This is a genomic window from Sphingomonas sp. LaA6.9 (assembly GCF_022601895.1).
Lineage (GTDB): Bacteria > Pseudomonadota > Alphaproteobacteria > Sphingomonadales > Sphingomonadaceae > Sphingobium_A.
The window spans coordinates 48,582-71,657 of sequence record NZ_JAKVIO010000020.1 but is presented as its reverse complement, the minus strand read 5'-3'; the positions used below and the strand labels follow the sequence as shown (position 1 = coordinate 71,657).

At 64.6% G+C, this 23,076-nt stretch carries 22 protein-coding genes; 9 read left to right on the top strand and 13 right to left on the bottom strand.

Translation table 11 applies throughout. From position 1 onward, the window contains the following. Nucleotides 1-2 precede the first annotated feature (2 nt). The 4 genes from MKI88_RS11665 (at nt 3) to MKI88_RS11650 (ending at nt 3,320) form a co-directional block, all read left to right on the top strand. On the top strand, nt 3-968 hold the full coding sequence (locus MKI88_RS11665) for a type II secretion system F family protein (protein WP_241631556.1): 966 nt from the start codon (nt 3-5) through the stop codon (nt 966-968). 84 nt (nt 969-1,052) lie between these two features. After that, complete coding sequence (locus tag MKI88_RS11660; RefSeq protein ID WP_241631566.1) at nt 1,053-1,976, top strand: LytR C-terminal domain-containing protein; 924 nt, start codon at nt 1,053-1,055, stop codon at nt 1,974-1,976. Further along, the gene (locus tag MKI88_RS11655; RefSeq protein WP_241631555.1) at nt 1,973-2,803 is read left to right on the top strand and encodes a tetratricopeptide repeat protein; all 831 of its coding nucleotides are present in this window, start codon (nt 1,973-1,975) and stop codon (nt 2,801-2,803) included. The genes MKI88_RS11660 and MKI88_RS11655 overlap by 4 nt, the downstream gene beginning before the upstream one ends. After that, a complete protein-coding gene (locus tag MKI88_RS11650) occupies nt 2,793-3,320 on the top strand; it encodes a prepilin peptidase (RefSeq protein WP_241631554.1) in 528 nt (175 codons plus the stop codon). The genes MKI88_RS11655 and MKI88_RS11650 overlap by 11 nt, the downstream gene beginning before the upstream one ends. A gap of 60 nt (nt 3,321-3,380) precedes the next feature. Here MKI88_RS11650 and MKI88_RS11645 read toward each other — a convergent pair whose 3' ends face one another. Both MKI88_RS11645 and MKI88_RS11640 read right to left on the bottom strand, forming a co-directional pair. Continuing rightward, nucleotides 3,381-4,001 carry a response regulator transcription factor gene (locus MKI88_RS11645; protein ID WP_241631553.1) on the bottom strand — a complete coding sequence of 207 codons (621 nt, stop codon included), beginning with the start codon at nt 3,999-4,001 and terminating at the stop codon, nt 3,381-3,383. 1 nt (nt 4,002) lies between these two features. Further along, complete coding sequence (locus tag MKI88_RS11640) at nt 4,003-5,559, bottom strand: sensor histidine kinase (RefSeq protein ID WP_241631552.1); 1,557 nt, start codon at nt 5,557-5,559, stop codon at nt 4,003-4,005. A gap of 804 nt (nt 5,560-6,363) precedes the next feature. Between MKI88_RS11640 and MKI88_RS21425 the strand changes: the two genes are divergently transcribed. Both MKI88_RS21425 and MKI88_RS11625 read left to right on the top strand, forming a co-directional pair. Then, entirely contained in the window at nt 6,364-7,056 is a 693-nt protein-coding gene (locus tag MKI88_RS21425; RefSeq protein WP_281063737.1) for a helix-turn-helix domain-containing protein, read from the top strand. Between the two features lie 37 nt (nt 7,057-7,093). Beyond that, nucleotides 7,094-8,410, top strand: a complete 1,317-nt coding sequence (locus MKI88_RS11625; RefSeq protein WP_241631551.1) for a transporter — start codon at nt 7,094-7,096, stop codon at nt 8,408-8,410. Between the two features lie 24 nt (nt 8,411-8,434). On the opposite strand, the gene MKI88_RS11620 is transcribed toward MKI88_RS11625, so the two are convergent. The 4 genes from MKI88_RS11620 to MKI88_RS11605 all read right to left on the bottom strand — a co-directional run bounded on the left by MKI88_RS11620 (nt 8,435) and on the right by MKI88_RS11605 (nt 11,137). Further along, nucleotides 8,435-9,061: a hypothetical protein gene (locus MKI88_RS11620; protein ID WP_241631550.1), complete on the bottom strand. Its 627-nt coding sequence runs from the start codon at nt 9,059-9,061 to the stop codon at nt 8,435-8,437. 7 nt (nt 9,062-9,068) lie between these two features. Beyond that, nucleotides 9,069-9,851, bottom strand: coding sequence for a C39 family peptidase (locus MKI88_RS11615; RefSeq protein WP_241631549.1), 783 nt, complete (start codon nt 9,849-9,851; stop codon nt 9,069-9,071). Nucleotides 9,852-9,859: 8 nt separating this feature from the next. Continuing rightward, a complete protein-coding gene (locus MKI88_RS11610) occupies nt 9,860-10,273 on the bottom strand; it encodes a hypothetical protein (RefSeq protein WP_241631548.1) in 414 nt (137 codons plus the stop codon). 69 nt (nt 10,274-10,342) lie between these two features. After that, on the bottom strand, nt 10,343-11,137 hold the full coding sequence (locus tag MKI88_RS11605; protein ID WP_241631547.1) for an MSCRAMM family adhesin SdrC: 795 nt from the start codon (nt 11,135-11,137) through the stop codon (nt 10,343-10,345). A 482-nt stretch (nt 11,138-11,619) separates the two neighbouring features. On the opposite strand from MKI88_RS11605, the gene MKI88_RS11600 reads away from it, so the two are divergent. After that, nucleotides 11,620-12,072, top strand: coding sequence for a response regulator transcription factor (locus MKI88_RS11600; RefSeq protein WP_281063736.1), 453 nt, complete (start codon nt 11,620-11,622; stop codon nt 12,070-12,072). A gap of 158 nt (nt 12,073-12,230) precedes the next feature. On the opposite strand, the gene MKI88_RS11595 is transcribed toward MKI88_RS11600, so the two are convergent. From MKI88_RS11595 to MKI88_RS11585, 3 genes are read right to left on the bottom strand one after another with little or no spacing between them, the layout of a single operon-like run. Further along, nucleotides 12,231-13,658: an efflux transporter outer membrane subunit gene (locus MKI88_RS11595; protein WP_241631545.1), complete on the bottom strand. Its 1,428-nt coding sequence runs from the start codon at nt 13,656-13,658 to the stop codon at nt 12,231-12,233. Further along, a complete protein-coding gene (locus MKI88_RS11590) occupies nt 13,651-16,824 on the bottom strand; it encodes an efflux RND transporter permease subunit (RefSeq protein WP_241631544.1) in 3,174 nt (1,057 codons plus the stop codon). The genes MKI88_RS11595 and MKI88_RS11590 overlap by 8 nt, the downstream gene beginning before the upstream one ends. A gap of 10 nt (nt 16,825-16,834) precedes the next feature. Continuing rightward, the gene (locus MKI88_RS11585; protein ID WP_241631543.1) at nt 16,835-18,004 is read right to left on the bottom strand and encodes an efflux RND transporter periplasmic adaptor subunit; all 1,170 of its coding nucleotides are present in this window, start codon (nt 18,002-18,004) and stop codon (nt 16,835-16,837) included. 118 nt (nt 18,005-18,122) lie between these two features. On the opposite strand from MKI88_RS11585, the gene MKI88_RS11580 reads away from it, so the two are divergent. After that, entirely contained in the window at nt 18,123-18,773 is a 651-nt protein-coding gene (locus MKI88_RS11580; protein WP_241631542.1) for a TetR/AcrR family transcriptional regulator, read from the top strand. A gap of 15 nt (nt 18,774-18,788) precedes the next feature. On the opposite strand, the gene MKI88_RS11575 is transcribed toward MKI88_RS11580, so the two are convergent. Beyond that, on the bottom strand, nt 18,789-19,667 hold the full coding sequence (locus MKI88_RS11575) for an acyl-CoA thioesterase II (RefSeq protein ID WP_241631541.1): 879 nt from the start codon (nt 19,665-19,667) through the stop codon (nt 18,789-18,791). Between the two features lie 147 nt (nt 19,668-19,814). Here MKI88_RS11575 and MKI88_RS11570 point away from each other — a divergent pair, with 147 nt between their 5' ends. Continuing rightward, the gene (locus tag MKI88_RS11570; RefSeq protein ID WP_241631540.1) at nt 19,815-21,551 is read left to right on the top strand and encodes a class I adenylate-forming enzyme family protein; all 1,737 of its coding nucleotides are present in this window, start codon (nt 19,815-19,817) and stop codon (nt 21,549-21,551) included. Here MKI88_RS11570 and MKI88_RS11565 read toward each other — a convergent pair. The 3 genes from MKI88_RS11565 to MKI88_RS11555 form a co-directional block, all read right to left on the bottom strand. Next, a complete protein-coding gene (locus tag MKI88_RS11565; RefSeq protein WP_241631539.1) occupies nt 21,545-21,751 on the bottom strand; it encodes a hypothetical protein in 207 nt (68 codons plus the stop codon). The two genes, MKI88_RS11570 and MKI88_RS11565, sit on opposite strands and share 7 nt — an antisense overlap. Before the next feature lie 204 nt (nt 21,752-21,955). Beyond that, on the bottom strand, nt 21,956-22,498 hold the full coding sequence (locus MKI88_RS11560; protein WP_241631538.1) for a YceD family protein: 543 nt from the start codon (nt 22,496-22,498) through the stop codon (nt 21,956-21,958). After that, complete coding sequence (locus MKI88_RS11555; RefSeq protein WP_241631537.1) at nt 22,495-23,019, bottom strand: ubiquinol-cytochrome C chaperone family protein; 525 nt, start codon at nt 23,017-23,019, stop codon at nt 22,495-22,497. Before MKI88_RS11555 ends, MKI88_RS11560 begins: the two co-directional genes overlap by 4 nt. Nucleotides 23,020-23,076: the final 57 nt, after the last annotated feature.

The window sequence follows — 23,076 nt, the reverse complement described above, 5'->3', positions numbered from 1 at the left end:
CGATGCTCGATCTTCCCCTCGATCAGATATCGCGCACCGCCATCCTCGCAGCGATCTTCGTCGCGGTGCTGCTTCTCGTGATGGCCCTGGGAACGCTTGTCGGCAATCGAAGCGCGATCCGCCGCCGGCTTGAAGAGACGCAGGAAGGCGCGCCCGACGCGATGGCGGTTTCGCTGCGCGGCAATGATACCGCGAACGCGTGGTCGATGCTGGTCGATGGCATCGAAAAGCGGGGGTTGTCACTCGTCGACAGCAATTCGGACAAGCTTCGCGCAAGGTTGATCGCGGCGGGGTACACATCGTCTGCGGCACCCAAGGTCTTCACGCTGACCCGGCTGCTGCTGACGCTGGGGCTGCCCGCGCTGCTTGTCTTTTTGAGCCTGACCGCCGACGAGCCCCCGTCGCTCCTCAAGCTGTACCTGTTCGGCTCCTTCTCGGCGATCATGGGTTTGTATCTGCCCAACCTGTGGATCTCGGCACGTGCTGCGCGGCGGCAGCAGGAGATCGTGAACGGCTTTCCCGATGCGCTCGATCTCATGCTGGTGTGCGTCGAGGCGGGTCTCGGCCTCGAGGCGGCGTTCGATCGTGTCGGTCGTGAAATGGCGCTTTCGCATCCGCTGGTGTCGCAGATGGTCGGCTCGGTCGTGCTCGAATTGCGTGCCGGCCGCAGCAGGGAGGAAGCACTGCGGCGCATGGCGGACCGCGTTGGCGTCGAGGAGATCCGCTCTTTCGCGACGCTGCTGATCCAGTCGGACAAGCTGGGGTCGTCCATTGGCCAGACGCTGCGCATCTATGCCGCCGAAATGCGCGAAAAGCGCCGCATGCGCGCCGAGGAAAAGGCGCACCGGCTGCCCGTGCTGCTTTCGATCCCGCTGGTCGCCTGCATGCTGCCGGTCATGATCGGTGTATTGATGCTGCCGGCGGCGATCCGCGTTGTACGTGAGCTCGTGCCGGCATTGACGGGGTGACCAATGACGATGCACCGAAATCAACTTTCGTTCGTCTTGCTCCTGACGCTGCTCGGTTGTGCTGCACCAGGACCTGAGTTGCGGGTGCGGCCCCAGGCGGCGTCTGCGCCGGAACCGGCGCAGGATCGCCTCGCGCATGCAGCCTCGCTATACGCGCGCGGGGAATATGCGCTGGCGATCGAGGCGTACCGCAAGGCCATTCGCTTCGAGCCCCGCAGTGCGGCCGCGCAGGCCGGGCTGGCGGCCAGCTATGACAGGATCGGACGCTTCGATCTCGCCGACCGCTATTTCCAGCTGGCCCTGGCGATCGATCCGCGCAATCCCCGGCTCGCATCCATCTATGCGCAAGCGCTCGAGCGACACGGCTACATGCAGCAGGCGGCGGATGTGCTGCGTCTGGCGAGCGCCGATGCGTCCGGCGCCAGCGTCGCGACCGCTACAGAAGCATCGGGAGCTTCGGAAACCGAGCCCAGGGCGCCGTCGATCGCCAGTGGGACGAGCGTGACCATCGCGCTGGAGCCACGTCCGGTGCCCGCACCCGATCGCCCACGCCCGGCGGCGACCCCGCGCATGCAGCTCGAGCGCGTGTCGCTGGCGGAGGTCGCGCTCGTCACGCGACCCGAACCCCGGCGTCATGACGCCGCCGCATCGATTGCGCGCGGCAGCAGCGTCCGGATTGCGCTGGACGATCCGGTCGATCTGTCGAAATCTCCGAGCCGGAGTCTTCGGGTTCTGAACGGCGTCGGCCGGCGTGGTCAGGCGGCGCGCATGCGCGCCCACCTTCAGGGCAGGGGCTGGCAGCCGATTACCGTGGGAGACGCAGCGCATCACCTGCCGAACTCGCAGCTGCTCGCACCGGCGCGGTGGACCGGACAGGCCCGTGTGCTGGCCGGCCAGCTTCCCTTTCGCGTGTCGGTTGTCCGTTCTCCCGAACAATCCGCCATGGTCCTCGTTCTCGGTGCGAACTCGGTCGGGTTCGACGACAGGCTGAAGGCCGCGCGCAATTGAGTTCGCGCCTCCGCCGCCTTGCAGTGATTGCCTTCGCCTGGGCCATGGCTCCGCCCGTGGCAGCGGCGGAGATCGATTATCGGGCCATCGAGCAGGCCATTGCGGGCGGTCGCCTCGTGCAGGCCAGGGCGATGCTGGCAACGACTCCGGCATCGGCGGGCGAGGTCGATCCGGTGCGACTTCGGGCGCTCACAGCGTCGCTCGCACTCGCTGAGGGCCGCAACGAGATCGCGCGCGCACTCTTCACGGAACTTCTCGCCGGCGCACCGCAAAGCTGTGCTTTCGCGCGCGGCGCGGGTCAGGCGGCGCTGCGGTTGGGCGATTGGAAACAGGCGATCGGGTTTCTGGGGCAACCGGCGACGGGCTGCCCGCCTTCGGCGCGGGCATTGTCCTGGCTGGGAGTCGCTTATGGTCGGGAAGGCCGATGGGTGGAAAGCGACAGCGCATTTCGGGAGGCGCTCAAAATCGCGCCCGATGACCCCGCGATCCTGAACAATGCCGGCTATTCGCTATTGCGGCAGAGCCGCTATCTGGAAGCAGGCGTCCTTCTTGAACGCGCGGCGCTGCTGGCTCCGGGCAGCGTTCGCATCGCCAATAACCTCGATATTGCGCTGGCGGCTCAGGGCCGGTTCGCGCGCGCTGAGGCCGCGCGCGCCGACGGCCAGCTGCGGGCCGATCGGCTCAACAATGCCGGATATGCGGCCTATCAGGCCGGCCGGCTCGATACGGCCCGCGCCTTTCTGAGCGAGGCGCTGCTCGCATCGGATACCTATTCGCCGAAAATCGCGGCGAACCTCAGGCTCGTGGAGGCTCAGCTTGACCGCTGACATGCTGCTCTATCTGTTCCAGTTGCTGCTGGTGGGCGCTGCGCTGGAAGACATCTGGAGATTGAGAATCTCCAATGTTTTTCCCGTGGCGATCCTGCTGTCCTATTTCGGCTGGTTGGTCGTGGTCGGGTTTTCGACCGATATCTGGCAGAATGCCGCGCTCTTCGCGCTCGTCTTCGCTGCGGGGACCGTCCTGTTTGCCAAGGGCTGGCTGGGAGGGGGCGACGTGAAGCTCCTCGCTGCGGCCAGCGCGTGGTTCGACCTCGCCGGCGGCGCGGCGCTGCTCGCCTATGTTGCGATTGGCGGCGGACTGGTCGGGCTTGGCTTCATCATGCTGCGGCGTCTCACGCCCGCCGCGATCCGCGACGGGGCCGGCTGGGTTGGGCTCAAGACGCGCGGACCGATACCATATGGCCTTGCCATCGCCGCTGGCGCGATACTGTGTCTCCATCTTTACGGCGTCAATCCGGAGCGCGTGGGCGCGCTCCAGGCGTTTCTCAAGGGCGCGTCCTACTGACCCCGATCGTTTCGGCTGGATCGGCCTGAGCGCCAGCGCGCTGACTGCCCGGCGTCGCGGTCAGTCCATCGTGCTCACGATCAGCTCCGCGCGCGACCGGACCCCGAGCTTCTGAAATATGCTGTGGATATGAACCTTCACCGTGCCTTCGGTGAGTCCGCATCGCAGTGCGATATCCCGGTTTCGCAGACCCGTTTTAATGAGCTTCATGATTTCACGCTCGCGTTCGGTAAGCGTGTTCCCGCGGCCCAGAGTCTTCCCGCCCGAGATCACCGAATGGAGCAACGCCTTCTCGGTGACCTTCGCGTCGATGTGGTTCTCGCCGCGCATCACGCACTCGATGCAGGTCAACAGCTCGACCGGGTCGCTCCCCTTCAGCACGATGCCGTTCACGCCGAGCCTGAGTGCTTCAACGGTCTTCTCGGGCTCGATGCCAACGGTCAGGAAGATCACCGGCACGGTGTTTCCGGCTTCGCGAACGGCGCGCAAAATGGCAAGCCCTCCGCCATCCTCCATCGTAACGTCGAGGATCAGCACATCGGGCCGCTCGGTTTGCATCATGTAGATCGCGTCGTGCGCCGAGCGCGCGCAGCAGATGACGGCGTGCTCGTTGCTCGAAAGAAACTGATGGAGTCCTTCGAGAAAGATCGGATGGTCGTCCGCAATCAAAAGTCTGGCCATATCACCCCCGACCCAATGGGATTCGCATGGCGAGCAGCGATCCCGAGCTTATGTCTTCCGAATAGGCAGAGCCTCCAAGCGTCGTCAATCGACGCACCAGAGACTGCGAATCGAGATCTATGCGCGGTTCACCGCCCTTGGCGCGATCACGGCGTTGCTGGCTGTCGTTGCGCAGGGAAATGAACAACGATCCCTCGTTGAATGCCACGACGAGCGCGATCCGCCGGGCCTTGGCATGCTGCGCGGCGTTGGCCACGGCTTCGCGGACGAGAAACTCGACTTCGACTGCGGTGTTGCTGTCCACGAAGATCTCGCCCTCGGCCGCGCAGAAGCGGCACTCGATGCTCCACTGGCGGGAAAGCGATGCCGCGCATTGTTCGAGCTGCACCCAAAGGTTCGTCCGTTCGCTCGCGGCGCGATAACTCTCGTCGAGGATTTTGCGCAGGCGCGCCTGTTCGGAGACGATGACGTCCTGCATGCTCTCCAGGCGCGCGCGCGTCGCATCGCCGCCCATTTCATCGCGCGCGCCCAATATGGTCGCAATCTGCATTCGGAGCGCGGCAAGCGTCTGCAAAATGCTGTCGTGCAGGTCGCGGCTGAGCGAATGGCGCGCCTCGACGAAAGACCGGTCGCGCCATGCGCGCAGAAACAGATAGCGCTCGAACACGGCCTCGGTCAGTTCGCAGGCGCGATCGGTTTCGCGCAGCGCGTCCTCGGATATTCCGTGCGGGCTCCGGATATAGACGCGCGCGACCACTTCGCCGACCCTGACCGGAAAGCTCTGACCCGCCTTGGCGACGAAATGCCGCGCAATCGTCTCGGTCAGGGCGCGGGCTTCGACGACGAGCGGAGCGCCCTTGCGCGTCAGGCACAGAATCGCCTGTGCCGCGGGATCGAACATGAAGGTGCCATCGCAGATCTCGGGTTCGAGCAGCTGTCGCGCGCCATTGCCGGGCAGGTCTCGCACCACGGCGCCGCCGGCCTCGCGAAGCGCCATATGGACCGGCCCAGCCTCGTCCTCGGTCCAGAGAAAGGCGATCTGGTCGGCATTGAAGAGCTCGGTGAGCTTTTCGAGCAGAAAGTCTATCGGCAATGTGTGAAAGTTGCCGCCCACCGACAGCAATTCGTCTTCCCAGGTCTGAAGGGCGGACTGATAGGCGCGCGATCGCGCGAAAAAGATGGCCACAAAACCTGCGATCAACAAAGTCGCGCTGCTTAATATCAGCGATGGAATGGAATAGGATGGCAGGGATGCGGGCACCGGCCCGACAAAGCCCCTGAGCGCAAAGGCCAGGCTCAGACTGGTTCCCGCAATCAGCGTCATTATCGTTCCGAATCGCGTATGGAATGCCGACAGCAGCAGCACGCTGAACAACAGGACCGGCAGGACATAGGCCTCGAAAAGCAAAAGGATCGACGCGCACAACAGCCAGTCCGTGATCAGCGCGATCGGCCATGCGCGAACGTCCAGCCTCCACGACAGGCGTCCGATCCATGGGCATATGAGCGACCACGCCAGATAGGCCGAGAACAAAGCGAGCTCGGCGTCACGCGGCACGAAACCGCCTGGTGATCGGATGCCCTCGGCAAGACAGGCTGCGGCAAGGCCTATGCGGGCAAGATTGATCGTGAACCGCGAACCGGGTCCGGACCGCCCGGCCGGCCAGCCTCTGGATATTTTGTCCGCCCCCCGGATCTTCACGGCGCCTTTCCCTCAGCCTCCCGGCCAAATTTCATACGAAGTTATAGGCTAATCTCGGTCAGTTAAATACTCTTATCTATTTCGCCGATCAACTCTCAACTATTGTCCGCTTTATATCGAAAGTTATAATTGCGTCGAAATATTTGAAGATAGTTCGCAATAAACGCCGGCCAAAGTCGCTGGAATTGCGGCGGACATATTGCACTGGTCGAAGATCGCGTTGTCGGCTGCGGTCTGCGGATCAGCCGCGGACCCTCCGGTAATACGCAGGGTGCGACCGCGCCATATGTGGCACGGCTCCTCGCGTTGATGAAGGCAATCGATATGGGGTGGGCCGCGACTTTTTCATGCGTCCCATGGAATGCAAATCCCGGGCGGGGCCCGTAACATGAGCCAAGGCGTCGCGATGCGGAATCGGTGAATGATCCGTCGCGCGCGCGCCGGATTATTATTTGATACTACTGATCGGGCGCGGTGATGTTTCGAGCTGTATATTGCATTGTGTAATAATTTCGCACTGCTGTTGCCGGTGATCGTGAATTGTACCGAAGAATATCGCGCATTTTATCAGGCATAAGCAATTTTACGTACGTACGGTCACAGACTCCCTCGCCCACCTGCACACTGTTAGCTTTCGATGGCAGGCAGAGGGGATATCTCTTGATAACGCTCAATGCGCAGCCCCAGCGAAATGACAAGGAGCCGGCCCGGTCGCTGTTGAGCTATGCCAAGGGCGATGTCCTCTATCGTCAGGATGACCACGCCGATTGCTGGTTCGAGGTTGTGTCGGGCATTGTGCGTACCTGCCGCCTCTACGCCGACGGCCGCCGCCAGCTTATGGGCTTTTTCTATCCTGGAGACGCTTTCGGCGTCGATCACGAGATCTACAAGGCCTCTGCGGAGGCGGTGACCGATCAGGTGCTCGCGCATCGTCATCTCAGCCGTGACGCGCTCGTCGACGACGCGGCGCTGCAGCGCGCGCTCAAGAGCGCCGAGGATTGCATCTTCCTGCTCGGCCACCGGACCGCGGCCGAACGCCTGGCGGCCTTTCTGCTCGCCTTTGGCGAGCGCACGGGCGCGCAGGGCGAGATTGCGCTCCCGATGTCGCGTTGCGACATCGCCGATTATCTGGGTCTGACCATCGAAACCGTCAGTCGCACGATCTCCGATTTCGTCCGGCGCGGCCTGATCGCGCTCGACGCGCCGCAACGCGTGCGCCTCCTCGATGCGCGCCGGCTCAAGGCCGTGGCTGGCGACGCGCCGGACGCTGACGACGCTGATATTGCCGCACGCATCAATTCCCGTCGAGGCCGGCCCAACCCCGAATGTGGAACGAGCAACCAGAGCAGGTAGCCGGGCAATACCGGCGCCTGGGTGAGAGGGGATGCTTATGAAACCTCGCGACAACGGGGTGACGATTGCGGCACTGCTGGGTGGGAGCGCGATGGCGCTGATGCTTCCGAACGCTGCCGCCGCGCGCGCGCAGACCGCGGAGAAGGGCACGGCCGATGCCGAACCGGCAGGCGTCACCGAACGCCTCCTCGAACTCGAGGAGCAGCTCAAGGCGCAGCAGGCGCTGCTCGAGGCGCAGTCGAGACTGATCGCCGAGCAGCGCAGCGAGATCGATGCGCTCAAGCTGCAGGTGTCGGAGGATGAGGCGCTCGTCACGCTGCGCGGACGGGGCTATGCGCAATCGGGCGCCGCGCCGCTGTCGCAGCAAACTCAGGACCCGCAGCCGCAGGTTCCCGACGAACCCGTCGGCGAGGCGCCGACCGAGCCCGAGCCCAATCTCGCCGAGCAGGTGCGCGCCGTCCCGCAGGATGTGGGCGTTCTCACCCCCGCCGGAACCTTCGTGTTCGATCCCTCCTTCGATTATATCCGCTCATCCGCGAACCGGCTGGTGTTCAGGGGCTTCGAGCTGATCCCGGGCATCCAGATCGGCGTGATCGAGGCGACCGACGCCGACCGCGACACGCTGATGGAGACGTTTTCGCTGCGCTATGGGCTGACCAGCCGGCTCGAGATCGAGGGGCGCATACCCCTGATGTACCGGTCGGACCGGATCGAGGTCGTCCAGCAGCGCGACGAAGGCATCGTGCGCTCGATCGAGCTTCAGGAACGCAATATCGGCGATATCGAATTCTCGCTGCGCTACCAGCTCAACTCGCCCAAGGGGCCGCAGGACCCGATCTATGTCGCAAGCCTTCGCGTCAAGACGCCCTCGGGCAAGGGGCCGTTCGATGTCGGATTCGACGAATTCGGCGTCGCGACCGGGCTGGCGACCGGATCGGGCTTCTGGGGCGTGGAGCCCGGAATCAACTTCCTGCTGCCCTCCGCGCCCGTGGTCATCTACGCCGCGGCAAGCTATCTCTACCATGTTCCCGAGGATGTGAACCGCGTGGTCGGTGGCGCCTTTATCGGTCATGTCGATCCGGGCGACGCGATCAGCGCGAGCCTTGGCTTCGGTTTCGCGCTGAACCCGCGCTTCTCCTTCTCGCTGGGCTATCGCCACAATTACATCTTCCCCACCGAGCAGGAGATCGGCGGCACCGACCAGCGCTCGAACGAGCTCCAGGTCGGCGTGCTCAACTTCGGCATGTCCTATCGGCTGAGCGAGGTTCAGACGGTCAATTTCCAGTTCGATTTCGGGGTGACCTCGGATGCGCCCGACATGCGGGTGACGATCCGCTTCCCGTTCTCCTTCTAGCGGCGCTCCGGCGCGGGCGCGAAGTCAATGCACCGCGCCGATCGTCTGCTCGGCGATGATCGACCCGAGCGCGTCGGCCAGCCGGATCTGCTGGACGCTCGCGTTGAACGCCTGATAGCCGGCAAGGTCGAGCGTGGCGTTGAGTTCGGTGCGGAACTGCACATTGCTGGCAGTATTCACGAGAACGGTCTGCAGGCTGTCGTCGAGATTGTGCGAGAGCGCGGTCTGCCCGGCATTGGCGAGAAAGACCTGCATGTCGCCGATGCGCATCGTGATCGGCCCCGTCATCAGCACGCCATTCTGCAGCTGCGCCGATGTGGCAGCGCTCAGCTGATCCGAGACATATTGCGTCTTGACCGCGATATCGTCGACCCAGCTGATGCTCGTCATCAGCGCCAGCTCGCCGTTGACATAGGTCTGCACCTCGGCGCCGAAGCGGATATCCATGCCCGCCAGCGCAAAGCCGCCGCGCTGCTGTTCAAGCTCGGCATTGTTCGCGACCTGTGCGGCGGCTCCGGCAAACAGCGCATCATCGTCGAATTCGGGGCTTTGCAAGGCGTCGTCGTCCTGGCCCGGCGCGATCTGCGCGGCCGCCGGCGCCACCGTCACCAGCGAGGCGCCGATTGCGGTGAGCAGGCGAAGCGGGGTCATGGGTGCCTCACTGCACCGTTCCCACGCGCACTTCGAGTAGCAACAGCGGCGTGATCTGATAGGCGGGGGGAAGGAAGCTGGTCAGTTCGCTGGTCGGCACGCGCAGGTCATTGTCGTCGTCGAGCGGCGCCTTCGCCCAGGGGCCCCAGTCGCTCGCGAGATTGAAGCTCGCGCGCTTGCTGTCCGGGGTCTTCAGTACCGCAAGTGCGATCCCGTTCCAGTGCTTCTCGAATTCCGCGAGCGGGTACTCGGTCAGCCCAAGCGCCGGATCTCCCACGAGCACATGGTCGCCACGGAAGCCCTTGACCACGACGAAATGCTTGTAGCCTCTCGTATCGAGCAGCACGATCGTCGGTCGTCGCGTCGATTTGAGCTGGTCGAGCGAAATGCGGAAGCCCTCTGCCTGATAGCCGATCTGCGTCAGAAAGACCTTCATGTCGAGCATCGAGAAGCCGCTTTTCCTGATGGTGGCCTTGTCGCCGCGCGACCACATCGCCATGAACGCCTCGCGTTCGCCGGTCTTGCGGTCGTAGTGATAGGTCAGCATCGTGGCGACCGCGGCCGATCCGCAGCTGAAGTCGAATTGCTGGCGCACCACCGTGCGAAAGGGGATGTCCCACCAGCTCATCACCGGTACGGTGAAATAGCCTTCGGATCCGCCACCCAGCCGCACCTGCGCTGTGACCGTCCCGGGCGTCATCGCCAGCACCGCCGCGAGCGCGGCAAGCGCGCATTGTCGCCAGTGGCGCAGAGGGCTTGACGCCCGATATGGCGCGCACGCTGTGGTCATCGCGGTCGCTATTGGTTGATGTTCAGCGTGATATTGACGCCGGTCTGCAGGCTCACCTGCGCGCCCGTATTGATCAGCAGGTTGCCGATGCCGGTAAAATTGCTGAGCGCATTGTCGGACAGGCTGACGGTGCCGGCAAGATAGTCGCCATTGATGACGTTGCCCGCAGTGATTGCGCTCAACGACTGATTGGCCACGACGATCTGCGCGCCACCGCGAAGTTCGGCCAGCGCCTCATCGGCAAGCATATCCTCCGCCTCGCCGATTTCGCGCGGGGCGACGGGCAGCATCGTCTCGGCCGTCATTTCGACCGATGCCGCGACGTCGCTCGGTGCTGCGGGGGCGGGCGTCTGTGCCCCGGCCGACGGCGCAAGCGCCACCGATGTGCACACCGCGCATATCCACAGGACGCTTCTATCCATGACACCCTTCTCCAACGGTTATGCGGAAAAAATGACCGGGCCGGTCGTACCGGCCCGGTCGATACCGCATTATTCGCCGCCGCCGCCGCCGGCGGGGGGCGTGACAGTAAACGTCGTGGTGACGGGATTGGCCTGAGCGTTGGAGGAGGAACCCGAGGTGAAGGTGATGCTGCCCTGCGCGGCGACGTTGGTCGCCGACTGGACATTGGCGTTGACGCCGGTGTTCCACGACTGGTTCAGAATGCCCGCATAGGCGGCAAATGCATTGTCGGAGACCGAATTGCTGCCCGCCACGAAGGCGCTGTCGAAGTTCAGATCACCGCCATTATAGACGACGGCCTTCATGTCCTGTTCTGCAACGATCTCGACGTTGCCCGAATAGGTCCATGTGTCGTTGTCCTGGTCGGCGCTGGTGTAGGTCTTGGTGTCGTTGTCCTGATTGAAGCTGTTCTTGTTGTCGTTGTCCTGGTTGTAGCTGTCCTTGACGTCATTGTCTTGATTGTTGTTGTCCTTGGTAACCGTGACCGTCTCGGTATCGGTCTTGGTTATGGTCTTGCTGTAGGTGTCGTTGTCCTGATCGGCGCTGGAATATGTCTTGGTGTCGTTGTCCTGGTCCGCGCTGTTATATGTCTTGGTATAGGTGTCGTTGTCTTGGTCCGCGCTGGAATAGGTCTTCGTCGACGTGTTCGTCGAGCTGTCCTGGAAGCTGTCGTTGATGACGCCTTCGCTGCCCACGACGCTGTCGGTGGCGGTGTTGCCATCATTGTTGCTGCTGGATCCGCCGCCGTCCTGCGCGAATGCCGGCGCGGTGATCGCCATGCCAACCGCGAGGACCGATGCTGTGAGAAGATGCCTCATGTGCATTGTATCTCTCCTGTCAGATTGTCGAAGGCGTAACCGCTCGCCGGACCGGCGAGGCTGGGACCGCCGCTTCGATGTTCGTTTTGTACGAACTGCTTTCATTTACTCCCGGCGGCTCGGCCGGGACTTGCGATTTATCATGAAAGCCCGAGGTGCGGCGGTCTCGGATACGCCCCGATCAGCGCGACCAAAGTGAAGATCGCGGCAAAAATGTTTGATTGCCAATGACAATTGACGGACGCCGGGCAGACCGGCTCCACGAAGCACGATTCAGCGAATTTTTTAAGCTTTTCAATACAAAGGATAATATCTTGCGGTATATTACTCTGCGTATTTCTACGTAGAACCTTGGATTGAACCTTGCATTCCTGGTTACCATCTTGTATTGACAAGGGGTTAGTGGGATTCAGGGAAATGTTCCGGGGGTCGCCGGTATTTCTACCGATCGGTTTTTCCCAGCTCCGACAATTACTGTAATATTTCGCGTGCATGACTTTGCGAAACAGAGCGACTCGCAGGATATAAGAATAGAGGTCACATCACGAGCGCCCCCATCTCAGAAAAGGGGAAGCGATATGAATGACCAGTACGATGGTGCGTCGGGCCTGACCTGTCGCGAGTACCAGATACTTGAACTCGTGGCGCAGGGATATTCGGCCAAGGAAGTAGCGCAGCGCATTGATATAGCGCCGCGAACTGTCGAGCGGCATATCGACAATGTCCGCCTGAAACTGCAGGCGCGCAACCGCACGCATATGGTAGCCAAGGCGATCGCGGCCAATCTCCTCACGCCCACGGGCGAGAAGGTGAAGCCTGCCGCGCGTGATCCGCTGGTGGTCCATATCGGGCGCGAGGTGGAGCGCGATCTGTTCGGCTATCCCACCGTAACCTCCTATCCCGCGAACGATCTCGTCGCCAACGGCAATCGGTGGCACTGATCCGCGGTCTTTCTGACCCTATGCGATGACCGGTCCGCGGCGCCGGGAGGGGACGCCGCGACCGTATCAAATGCTGACGACGCCGCGATTGGTGGCGTTTCGTCGGCAAGGCGAAAAGCCTGCGCGATGCGCTGGCCCGGCGGAGATATCGTCCCGGGTTAAGGCTGAGCCCGATCGATCGGCCCGCCGCCGAGCGCGACATAGAGTGCAACCAGATTGTCGGCCTGCGCACGCCGCAGCTGCAGCAGCGCCTGCTCGGCGGAGAACAGGTTGCGTTCGGCGTCGAGCACCTCGAGATAATTGGCGACACCTTCGCGATAGCGCGTCTGGGCGAGCCGCGCGATGCGCCGCTGCGCTTCGGTATTACGCTCCTGCGCGGCAACCTGCTCGGCGAGATAGCGTCGTCCCGCCAGCGCGTTGGCAACCTCCTGAAACGCCGTCTGGATCGTCTTCTCGTAGCTCGCGATCGCGATGTTCTCGCGCGCTTCGGCCACGGTCAGATTGCCTTTGGTGCGGCCGAAATCGAAGATCGGCAGACTGATCGACGGGCCAAAGCTCCACGCAAAGCCATTCTCGCCCACCAGCTTGCCCAGCGAGTCCGATGAAAAGCCGATATTGCCCGTCAGCGAGATTGTCGGGAAGAAGGCGGCGCGCGCCGCGCCCACATTGGCGCGCGCGGAACGCAGGCGTTCCTCGGCGGCGATGATGTCCGGGCGCGCCACCAGCAGGTCCGAAGGAAGGCCGGCGACGAGCTCGGCCGGACTTGCCTGACGCGCCAGCGGCAAGGCTTCGGGCAGGTCGTCGGGCACAGGGCCACCCGTCAGCACATTCAGGAAATTGTCGCTCTGGGCCTTGGCGAGCTTCAGCCCGGCAAGCTCGGTCTCGGCCTGGGTCAGCAGCGATTCCGACTGGCGGAAATCGAGCGCCGAGGTCACCCCTGCATCGAGGCGACGCTTCGCGATCCGCAAACCCTCCTGCCGCGAATGCACCGTCGCCTCCGCAAGCGCGATGCGCTCGGCCGCCTCGCGGCCCGCAAAATAGGCCGAGGCGACGTCGCGGGTGAGCGCCAGACGGAATGCGCGCTCGGCCTCGATCGTCGCGAGATACTCGGCGCGCGCCGCATCGGAGAGGTTGCGGACGCGCCCCCAGAAATCGAGTTCGAACGAAGAGACGCCAACGCCAACCGTGTAGCGGTCGAACGTCACCGCGCCCTGCTGGCCGGGCACGCCCGAGGCCGCGAGCGGCGTCCGGCTGCGCAGCACCGAGCCGGTGGCGTCGACATTGGGCAACCGGCCCGAATCCTGGATTCGGTACTGGCCACGCGCCTCCTCGATCTGCGCCACCGCGATCGCAAGGTCGCGGTTATGTGCGAGCGCAAGCGTCACCAGCTGTTCGAGCTGGGGATCGGCGAGAAAGTCGCGCCAGCCGATCTCGGTCGCGCGCTGGCCGATCGTCACATCGCCCGCATAACGCTCCGGATAGGCAGCGGCAGTCGGCATGTCGGGGCGTACATGCTTGGGCGCCATGTTGCAGCCCGAAAGCGCGGTCGCCGCGAGCAGCATCGAGGAAATCATGGCCTTATGCATGGCCGGGCTCCGGATCGTGATGGCTCTTCTCGGCGGGCGCGGGCGGACGCTTGCGCGCCAGCCGCTCGCGCACCACGAGGTAGAAGAGCGGGATGAAGAAGATGCCGAGAATGGTGGCCGCGATCATGCCGCCCATGACGCCGCTGCCCACTGCGATGCGGCTCGCGGCACCCGCGCCGCTCGAGATCACCAGCGGCACCATGCCGAGGATGAAGGCGAGCGAGGTCATGATGATCGGCCTGAGACGCATCTTGACCGCCTCCATCGTCGCCTCGAGCGGCGTCTTGCCCTCGGCTTCCAGCTCGATCGCGAATTCGACGATCAGGATCGCGTTCTTGGCGGCGAGCCCGATGATCGTGATCAGCCCGACGTTGAAATAGACGTCCGCCGAAAGCCCGCGCGCCATCGAGAAGACCACCGCGCCGAGCACGCCCAGCGGCACGACGAGCAGAACCGCCACCGGTATCGCCCAGCTTTCGTAGAGCGCCGACAACAGCAGGAAGACGACGATCAGCGAAAGCCCGAGCAGCAAGCCGATCTGGCCCGCCGATTGCTGTTCCTCGTACGACACGCCCGTCCACTCGAAGCCGAAGCCTTCGGGAAGCTGTGACGCCAGCCGCTCCATCTCCGCCATCGCCTCGCCCGTCGAGCGGCCCGGCGCGGGTTCGCCCGAGATCGTCATGGCGGGATAGCCGTTATAGCGATCGACCTGCGGCGGGCCCGCGGTCCAGTCGACCGTGGTGAAGGCGCCGAAGGGCACCATCTGGCCCTGCGCGCTGCGGACCTTCAGTTCGAGCACGTTCGCGGGCGTCATGCGCGTGGGCGCATCGGCCTGGAGCAGCACGCGCAGGATGCGGCCGTCGCGCGTGAAGTCATTGGCATAGGCGCTGCCGAAGGAGATCGCGAGCGTCGCGTTGACGTCGGCGATCGACAGGCCGAGCGCGCGCGCCTTGATCCGATCGATCTGGACGCGGAGCTGGGGCGCGTCTTCCTGCCCCTCGGGGCGGACGCCCGCGAGCACGGGGCTCTGTGACGCCATGCCGAGCAACTGGTTGCGGGCGGCCTGCAGCGCGGCATAGTCCGCGCCGCTGCGGTTCTGCAGCTTGAAGGTGAAGCCAGAGGCCACGCCGAGCTCGGGGATCGAGGGCGGATTGAGCGTGAAGACGAAGGCATCCTTGATGCTCATCATCAGCCCCATCGCCTTGCCCGCGAGCGTGTCGGCGCGGTTTTCCTTGCCGGGGCGTTCCTCCCAGGGCTTGAGCGAGGCAAAGGCGATCGCATTGGCCTGGCCCTGCCCGAAGAAGCTGAAACCGCGGACGAAGATCACGCTCGCGACCTGATCCTGCGCGCGATAGAAGTCCTTGACCTGCTCGATCGCGACATTGGCGCGCTCGGTCGTCGCGCCCGGCGGCGCCTGGACCACCGTGATCAGATAGCCCTGGTCTTCCTGCGGCAGGAAGCTGCCCGGCAGACGGCCGAACAGGAAGATGGTGATGGCGACAAGCCCGACGAAAATGCCGAGGAAGCGCAAGGGACGCGCGAGAATACCGCCGACCCGACCCTGATACCGATCGGTGACGCGGCCGAACCAGCCATTGAAGCGCACGAAGAAGCGGTGGAGCGCGCGCAGCACGGGGTTGGTGGGCTCTTCGGCCAGCGCCTCGTGCGGGCGCAGGAAGGTCGCGCACAGCGCGGGCGTCAGCGTGAGCGCGAGCAGCGCGGAGAAGGCGATCGAAATGGCGAGCGTGACCGAGAACTGGCGGTAGATGCCGCCGGTCGAGCCCGGGAAGAAGGCCATCGGGATGAATACCGCGATCAGCACGAGCGTGATGCCGATGATCGCGGGCGTGATCTGGTCCATCGCCTTCACCGTCGCGTCATAGGGGGACAGATGTTCCTCGGCCATGATGCGCTCGACATTCTCGATCACGACGATCGCGTCGTCGACGAGGATACCGATCGCGAGCACCATGCCGAACAGCGACAGCACATTGATCGAAAAGCCGAACAGCCACAGCCCGAGGCACGCGCCCGCCAGCGCGATCGGCACGACAATCGTCGGGATGATCGTCGCGCGCCAGTTCTGGAGGAACAGGAACATGACGAGGAAGACGAGCGCCATCGCCTCGACCAGCGTCTTGACCACCTCCTCGACCGAAGTCTGGATGAAGGGCGTGGTGTCGAAGGGCACCGACCAGCTGATATCGGCGGGAAAGCCCTTTTCGAGCTCGGCCATGCGCGTGCGGATGCCTGAGGCGGTCGCCAGCGCATTGGCGCCGGGCTTGAGCTGGATCGCGATGCCTGCCGATGGCTTGCCGTTGAGCTCGGTGTCGAAGACGTAGCTCTGCGCACCCAGCTCGACACGCGCGACGTCGCCGAGCGTCACCGCCGAACCGTCGGGATTGGCGCGCAGGATGATCCCCGCGAACTGTTCGGGCGTGGTGAAGCGGTTCTGCGTCAGGATGGTGGCGTTGAGCTCCATGCCCCGGGCGAGCGGACGATCGCCGAGCTGGCCGCCGGGCGACTGGCTGTTCTGCTCCTGCACCGCGGCGAGCGCGTCGGCGGGCGAGAGGTTGTAGGTCGCGAGCTTGTCGGGGTCGAACCAGATCCGCATCGCATATTCGGAGCTGAACGACTGGATGTTGCCGACCCCGGGCACGCGGCGCAGCTCGTCGATCACGCGCGTCACCGCGAAATGGCCGAGTTCGAGCGTCGGCGTGTTGCCGCTCTTCGAGGTGAGCGCGAGGATCATGAGGAAGCCGCTATTGGCTTCCTCAACCTGGATCCCCTGACGCCTCACCTCTTCGGGCAGCCGCGCCTCGACGCGGCGCAACCGGTTCTGGACGTCCATCTGCGCGATATCGATGTCGGTGCCCGATTCGAAGGTGACCGTGATCGCCGCGGTGCCGTTCGACCGGCTGGTCGACGACATGTAGAGGAAGCCGTCGACGCCGTTGAGTTCCTGCTCGATGATCTGCGTGACGTTCTGCTCGAGCACCGAGGCGTCGGCGCCGGGATAGGTGACGTTGATCGTGAGCGAGGGCGGCGCCACGGTCGGATATTGCTCGATGGGCAGCGCGCGCAGCGCGATCATTCCTGCCAGCGTGATGCACAGCGCCACGACCCAGGCGAAGACCGGGCGGTCGATGAAGAAGCGGAGGCTCATCGGGGCTCTCTCAGCGCGTCGCGGCGGGCTTGGCGGGCGCAGGCTTCGCGCCGGGCGTCGAGATGCTGACGGGCGAGCCCGGCTGCACCTTTTGCAGGCCGTTGACGATCACGCGGTCCCCCGCCTTCAAGCCGTCGCGGATCACCCAGCTTGAACCCTGAAGGTTGCCCAGCTTGATGTTGCGCACCGTCGCGATGTTCTTGTCGCCCACGACCATGACGGTCGCGCCCTGTGCGGTAAGCTTCACCGCGCGCTGCGGGACGAGTAGCCCGTCGGAACGGACGCCCGCCTTGGCGCGCGCGCGGACGAACTGGCCGGGGAGGAGCAGGCGCGAAGGGTTGGGGAATTCCGCGCGGATCGCGGCGGTGCCCGTCGCCTCGTCGATCGCAAGGTCGAGGAAGTCGATATGGCCGCCTAGGCCATAGGCGCTGCCGTCCTCGAGGATGAGCTCGACGGGCAGGCGGCCGTTACTGGGCATTTTGAGCCGGCCCGCGCTCACATCGCGGCGCACTGCGAGCACGTCCGAGCTCGATTGCGAGAAGTTCACATAGACGGTGCCGAGCTGCTCGATCGTCGTGAAGAGCGTGCCGCCTGCTGCGCTCACCAGCGCGCCCTCGGTCACCTGGCCACGCCCGGCGCGACCCGAAATCGGCGCGGTCACCGTGCTGTAGCCGAGGTTCAGGCGCGCGCTTTCGACCTGTGCCCTGGCGAGCGCGACGTCTGCCTGCGCCGTCCGCAGCCGCGCGACCGCTGCGTCATATTCCTGCTTCGAGATCGCCTGATCGGTGATCAGTCCCTGATAGCGCTGGACGTCCTGTTGCGCGTTGGCAGCGGTCGCCTGGTTGCGTGACAGCGTTGCCAGCGCCGCATTGAGGCTGGCGCGCAATTCGCGCGGGTCGATCTGGAACAGCGGCTGGCCCGCGCGGACGTCGGTGCCTTCTTCGTACAGGCGTCGCTCGACAATGCCGTTGACGCGCGCGCGCACCTCGGCGGTGCGCACCGCCTGGATACGGCCGGGCAGTTCGATGACGTTATCGATCGCCTGCGGACGGATGGTGATGATGTCGACGGCGGGCGGCGGGGGTGCAGGCTGCTCGCCACCCGAGCATCCCGCCAGCGCGAGCAGCGTGGCCGCGAGTGCGCCGGATGCCGCGTTTCGAAGGGTCGTGGTGCGGCGCATCGCTTTGCTTTCCCTGAATATCTCGATTCTTGCCGTAACGCATATCGCATTCGGCTTGCGAGCGCCAGTAATGTAACGTACATTACACGTCAACGACAAAGGGAGAGGGGCCCGTCCGTTGGAGATCAAGACCATAGACAGAGGCGGAACATCGGCGGCGACGCAGGATGTGCGCAGGGAAGAGCGGCGTCGCGCGATACTTGATGCTGCGGAAGCGCTGTTTCTCGAGCAGGGCGTCGCCAGGGTCAGCCTGGCAACGATCATCCGCCGCTCGGGCGGGTCGCTGGCAACCGCCTATGAGCTCTTCGGCAACAAGCACGGATTGCTTCGCGCGGTGATCGAGCGCGACAAATGCGAGCGGCAGGCGGAGTTCGACGAACTGGTCGAGCACACCGAATCGGCGGCCGAGATTCTGCGCGGCCTCACACGACGCATCCTCGAAATCGTGCTGCAGCCGCGCCAGGCGGCGATGCTCAGGATCGTCATTTCGGAAAGCATCAGCGATCCCGAATTTGCACGCAGCTTCTACCGCGAGATCCATCTCGGTCGCGTCGAGCACCTCGCGCAGATATTCCGTAGGTGGAACGCCGATGGCCGCGCCCGGTTCGATGATCCCGAGGCGGCCGCCGAGCTCTATCTCGACATGGTGGTGGGCGATTTCGAGCTGGAGGCGCTGATCGGCGACGCCATGCGCCGCAGCGGTGAGAGCATTACCGAGCGGATGGACTGGCGCCTCGCGATCTTCATCGACCACTTCAAGGTGAAGTGACGGAGTAAGCGCCCTCTAGCCGCGGATCCGGATCAGGCCTTCCTGCGTGACGCTCGCGACGAGGCGCCCGTCACGGCTGAACAGGCAGCCGCGATTGAAACCTCGCGCATGGCCCGCCCATGGACTGTCCATGCTGTAGAGAAGCCATTCGTCGGCACGGAAATCCTCATGGATCCACAGCGCATGGTCGAGGCTCGCCGACTGGACATTGGCGAGCGCCCAGTGGACGCCGTGCGGCAGCGTCGACGTGGCGAGCAGCATGAAGTCCGACAGATAGGCAAGCACCGCGCGGTGCACCGATGGATCGTCGCCCAGCGGGGCCACCGCGCGTACCCAGATATTCTGTACCGGGGGCAGGATGTGGTCCGCGCGTTCCCATCGCGACACGACCGGCCGGATCTCGATCGGCCGCGGCGAGTTCATCCATTTGAGCAGTTCTTCGGGCACCGTGTCGGCGTGGCGGCGAACGATCTCCTGCTCGGGCTTCAGCTCTTCGGGCGGCGGGACGACGGGCATCGCGCTCTGGTGCGTGAGGCCCGTTTCGGGGGTCTGGAACGACGCCGCCATGTTGAGGATCGGCACGCCGCGCTGAAGCGCGATGACGCGGCGTGTGGCGAAGCTGCGCCCGTCAAAGTCGCGCTCGACGCGGTAGATGATCGGCAGCGCATCGTCGCCGGGTCGCATGAAATAGGCGTGGAGCGAATGCGGCGGCCGACCATCGTCGACCGAGCGGCTCGCGGCCGCCAGCGCCTGCGCGATCACCTGCCCGCCGAATACCCTGCCGCGCCCCTCGGTGACCCGTGCCCCCCGATAAAGGTCGCGATCGAGTTCCTCGACGTTGAGCAGGCTCTTGAGGCGCTCGATCAGTTCCTCGGGGGTGCCGTCGTGGATCATCGCATTCTCCCATGGCCCTCGGCCATACCGTAAATTCAAAAAAACAAGGCTCTGCGCTCGGCGTGGCTTGAGGGTATCGCAAATCCCGCATATCCTCCCTCTGATCAAGGGATTTTGAAAAAACCCGAATCATGAACGGAGAGCGCAATGGGCGAGTTGCAAAAGTCGGTCGACGCTGTGCAGAACAGCTGGCCAGCCTATTCGCTCGCGCAGATCGAGTCGATGCTGTGCGCAGCAGGCGCACCCTTCGAAATGGAAGAGGTCGTGATCCGCGGGGTTCCGACGCGGACCTGGAAGAATGTCCCTCCGACGCTCGCGGCGCTTGCCCGTATCGCCGGATCGCACGGCGCGCGCACCTTTACGGTCCATGAGGATGAGCGCGTCAGCTATGACGCCTTCTTCCGCGCGACCGCGACGCTGGCGCAGATTCTCGTCGCGCGCGGAATCGGCAAGGGCGACCGTGTCGCGATCGCGATGCGCAACCTGCCTGAATGGCCCGTCGCCTTTTTCGCGGCCGCCGCGATCGGCGCGATCGTGGTTCCGCTCAATGCGTGGTGGACGGGCCCCGAACTCGAATATGCGCTCGGCGATTCGGGAACGCGGCTGCTGCTGTGCGATGCCGAGCGTCACGCGCGGATCGCGCCGCACCTCGCGGCACTTCCCGATCTCGGCCATGTGATCGTCAGCCGCTCGGCGCAGCCGATCGAGGGTGTGGAACTGCTCGAAAGCCTGCTGGGACTGCCCAACGACTGGTCGTCATTGCCCGATTCCGATCTGCCCGAAATCGCGATCGACCCCGACGATTTCGCGACGATCTTCTACACATCGGGCACGACCGGGCACCCCAAGGGGGCGCTTGGCACGCATCGCAACATCCTCACCAATATCCTGTCGAGCGCCTATTCGACCGCGCGCGCTGCGCTGCGCCGGGGCGAGCTGCCCGCGCCTTCCAGCCCCAAAACGATGCTGCTCGTCATTCCGTTGTTCCATGTCACCGCGTGTAACGCCGCGCTGATGGGGGCGGTGTTCGGCGGGTCCACGCTCGTGTTCATGCGCAAATGGGATACGGTGCAGGCCTTCGAGCTGATCCAGCGCGAGCGCGTGAACGCGACGGGCGGCGTCCCGACGATCGCGTGGCAGCTGCTCGAACATCCCGAACGCGGCAATTACGACCTCTCAAGCCTCGAAACGATCAGCTATGGCGGCGCGCCCTCGGCGCCCGAACTCGTGCGTCGCATCCACGCCGAGTTCGGCTGCATGCCGGGCAATGGCTGGGGCATGACCGAGACGTCTGCGACGGTCACGAGCCATGTCGCCGAGGATTATCAGCACCGTCCCGAAAGCTGCGGCCCCGCGGTGCCCGTGGCCGAACTGAAGGTCACCGCCGAAGACGGCGTCACCGCGCTTCCTGCGGGAGCGGTCGGCGAGATCTGGGTCAAAGGGCCGCAGGTCGTTGCGGGATACTGGAACAAGCCCGAGGCGAGCGCGGCCACCTTCGTCGATGGCTGGGTCCGCACCGGCGATCTGGGGCGGCTCGACGAGGAGGGTTTCTGCTACATCGTCGATCGCGCCAAGGACATCATCATCCGCGGGGGCGAGAATATCTATTCGAGCGAGGTCGAGAACGTCCTCTATGACCATCCGGCCGTGACCGATGCGGCGCTGATCGGGCTGCCGCACCGCACGCTGGGGGAGGAGCCCGCCGCGGTCGTGCATCTGGCGCCGGGCATGTCGGCAAGCGAAGCCGAGCTGCAGGATTGGGTGCGCGCGCGGCTGGCGGCGTTCAAGGCGCCCGTGCGCGTCCACTTCTGCGCCGGGACATTGCCGCGCAACGCCAGCGGCAAGATCCTGAAGAAGGAGCTGAAGGCGCTGTTCGATCACTGATTGCGCCGCCATCTGAACGATACCGGCTGGCGCTCCAGCAGCTTCGGGCCGCACAGCAGCAGCGCCGCACCTGCGCTGGCGCACGCGAAGCTCAGCGCCGCCAGCAGAAACTCCAGCGCGCTCGGATCGTGCCGGCCGCCCGCGGCGGCCAGATGTTCAAGTCCGAGCCCCGCCAGAATGTACAGGCCGATCGCGATCAATCCGCTGATCCTCAAGATAATGCCCACGAAACCACTCCTGTGGAAACCATCGGCTTTGGCGCACAACCGCACCGCCAAGCGCGAACCGTCATCGATCTAACGGGCGCGGCATAGGGATTCGAGACGCCTGCGCGCCGCGCTTCATAGTGATTTCATATGAAAAACCGGATTTGGGAGCGCGGGGCGCCAGTCACCGGCCGCCGGCTATTGCGGCGACTTCTTCTCCAGCGTCTGTTTGAGCGCGGCGAGCGCGCCGAAGGGCCCCGCCTCGTCCTCGCTCAGCACGCCCGCCGCCTTCAGCGCGGCTTCGGCATTGGGGCTGCGCGGAAACGGGTCGAGCGCCAGCGCCAGCGTCTGGGCCAGCGCCTCGCCCAGGTCGATAGCCTGTCCGTCGAACTCCATGATGTCGAGTTCGTCCTCGCTCAGCTCCATTTCCTCGCCAGCGTCCTCGCCGGCTTCGGCGACGAATTTGAGCGCAAAGGCTTCGTCGATCGCGGCGGGGACGCTCTCACCCGTCGCGACGCAGCTCTGCTCAACCTGCGCGGCGATGCGGCCCATGGCGCTGATCCCGCCCGCGACGCTGGCCACCGCGGCGCTGCCCTCGAGCCTGGCAATCGATATCAGCCCGAAACGCTTGGCCAGCGCCGCACGCTCTGCCTCGTCCGCTGCGATCGCGATCGTTCGCGGGCGCTCGCCGATCGTGTCGACCCGGACGATCCGGCTGAACTCGGGTACGGGCGCGCTCATGGCTTCGGGAATCCGTCGGCGACCAGCACGGCTGCGTCGAGGGCATCAAGTTCGCTGACCAGCGCGCGCATGCGCGCGGTGCTGAATGCCAGCGCCGGGGGGGCGGGCGGGTTGCCGCGATAAAGATTGCGCGCCAGCGCGTCCTCCCAGCTCTCATTGCCCGCGATCGCGCCGCGATAGGTGCTGAGACGCCCGCCCAGCGCGCTCATCATCTTGCCGATATGCTTGCCGACGACGACGTCGCCGACACCGATCTGGCGCAGCTGTCCGTCCATGTCGTCGATGAAGATCTCGGTCAGCAGTACCGACAGGTCGGCGCCGCTCTTGCCCTCGCGCTCGAGCCGGACGAGCGTCAGTGAAACCAGTGCGGCCACCATGTCGAAGCGACCATCGACCGTGTCGGCAACGCCCCCGTCCAGATACCAGGCGGGGGCGCGCGCGGCCTCGACGATGCTGCTGTACAGCGGCACCAGCGCATCGCGCCCGCTTTGCCTCGCGAAAAGGCGGCTCAAAATCGACACGGTTCAGTCTGCTCCCGGTAAGGCCTGCCCTTGTCGGGCGGCAATCCAGCGCATATT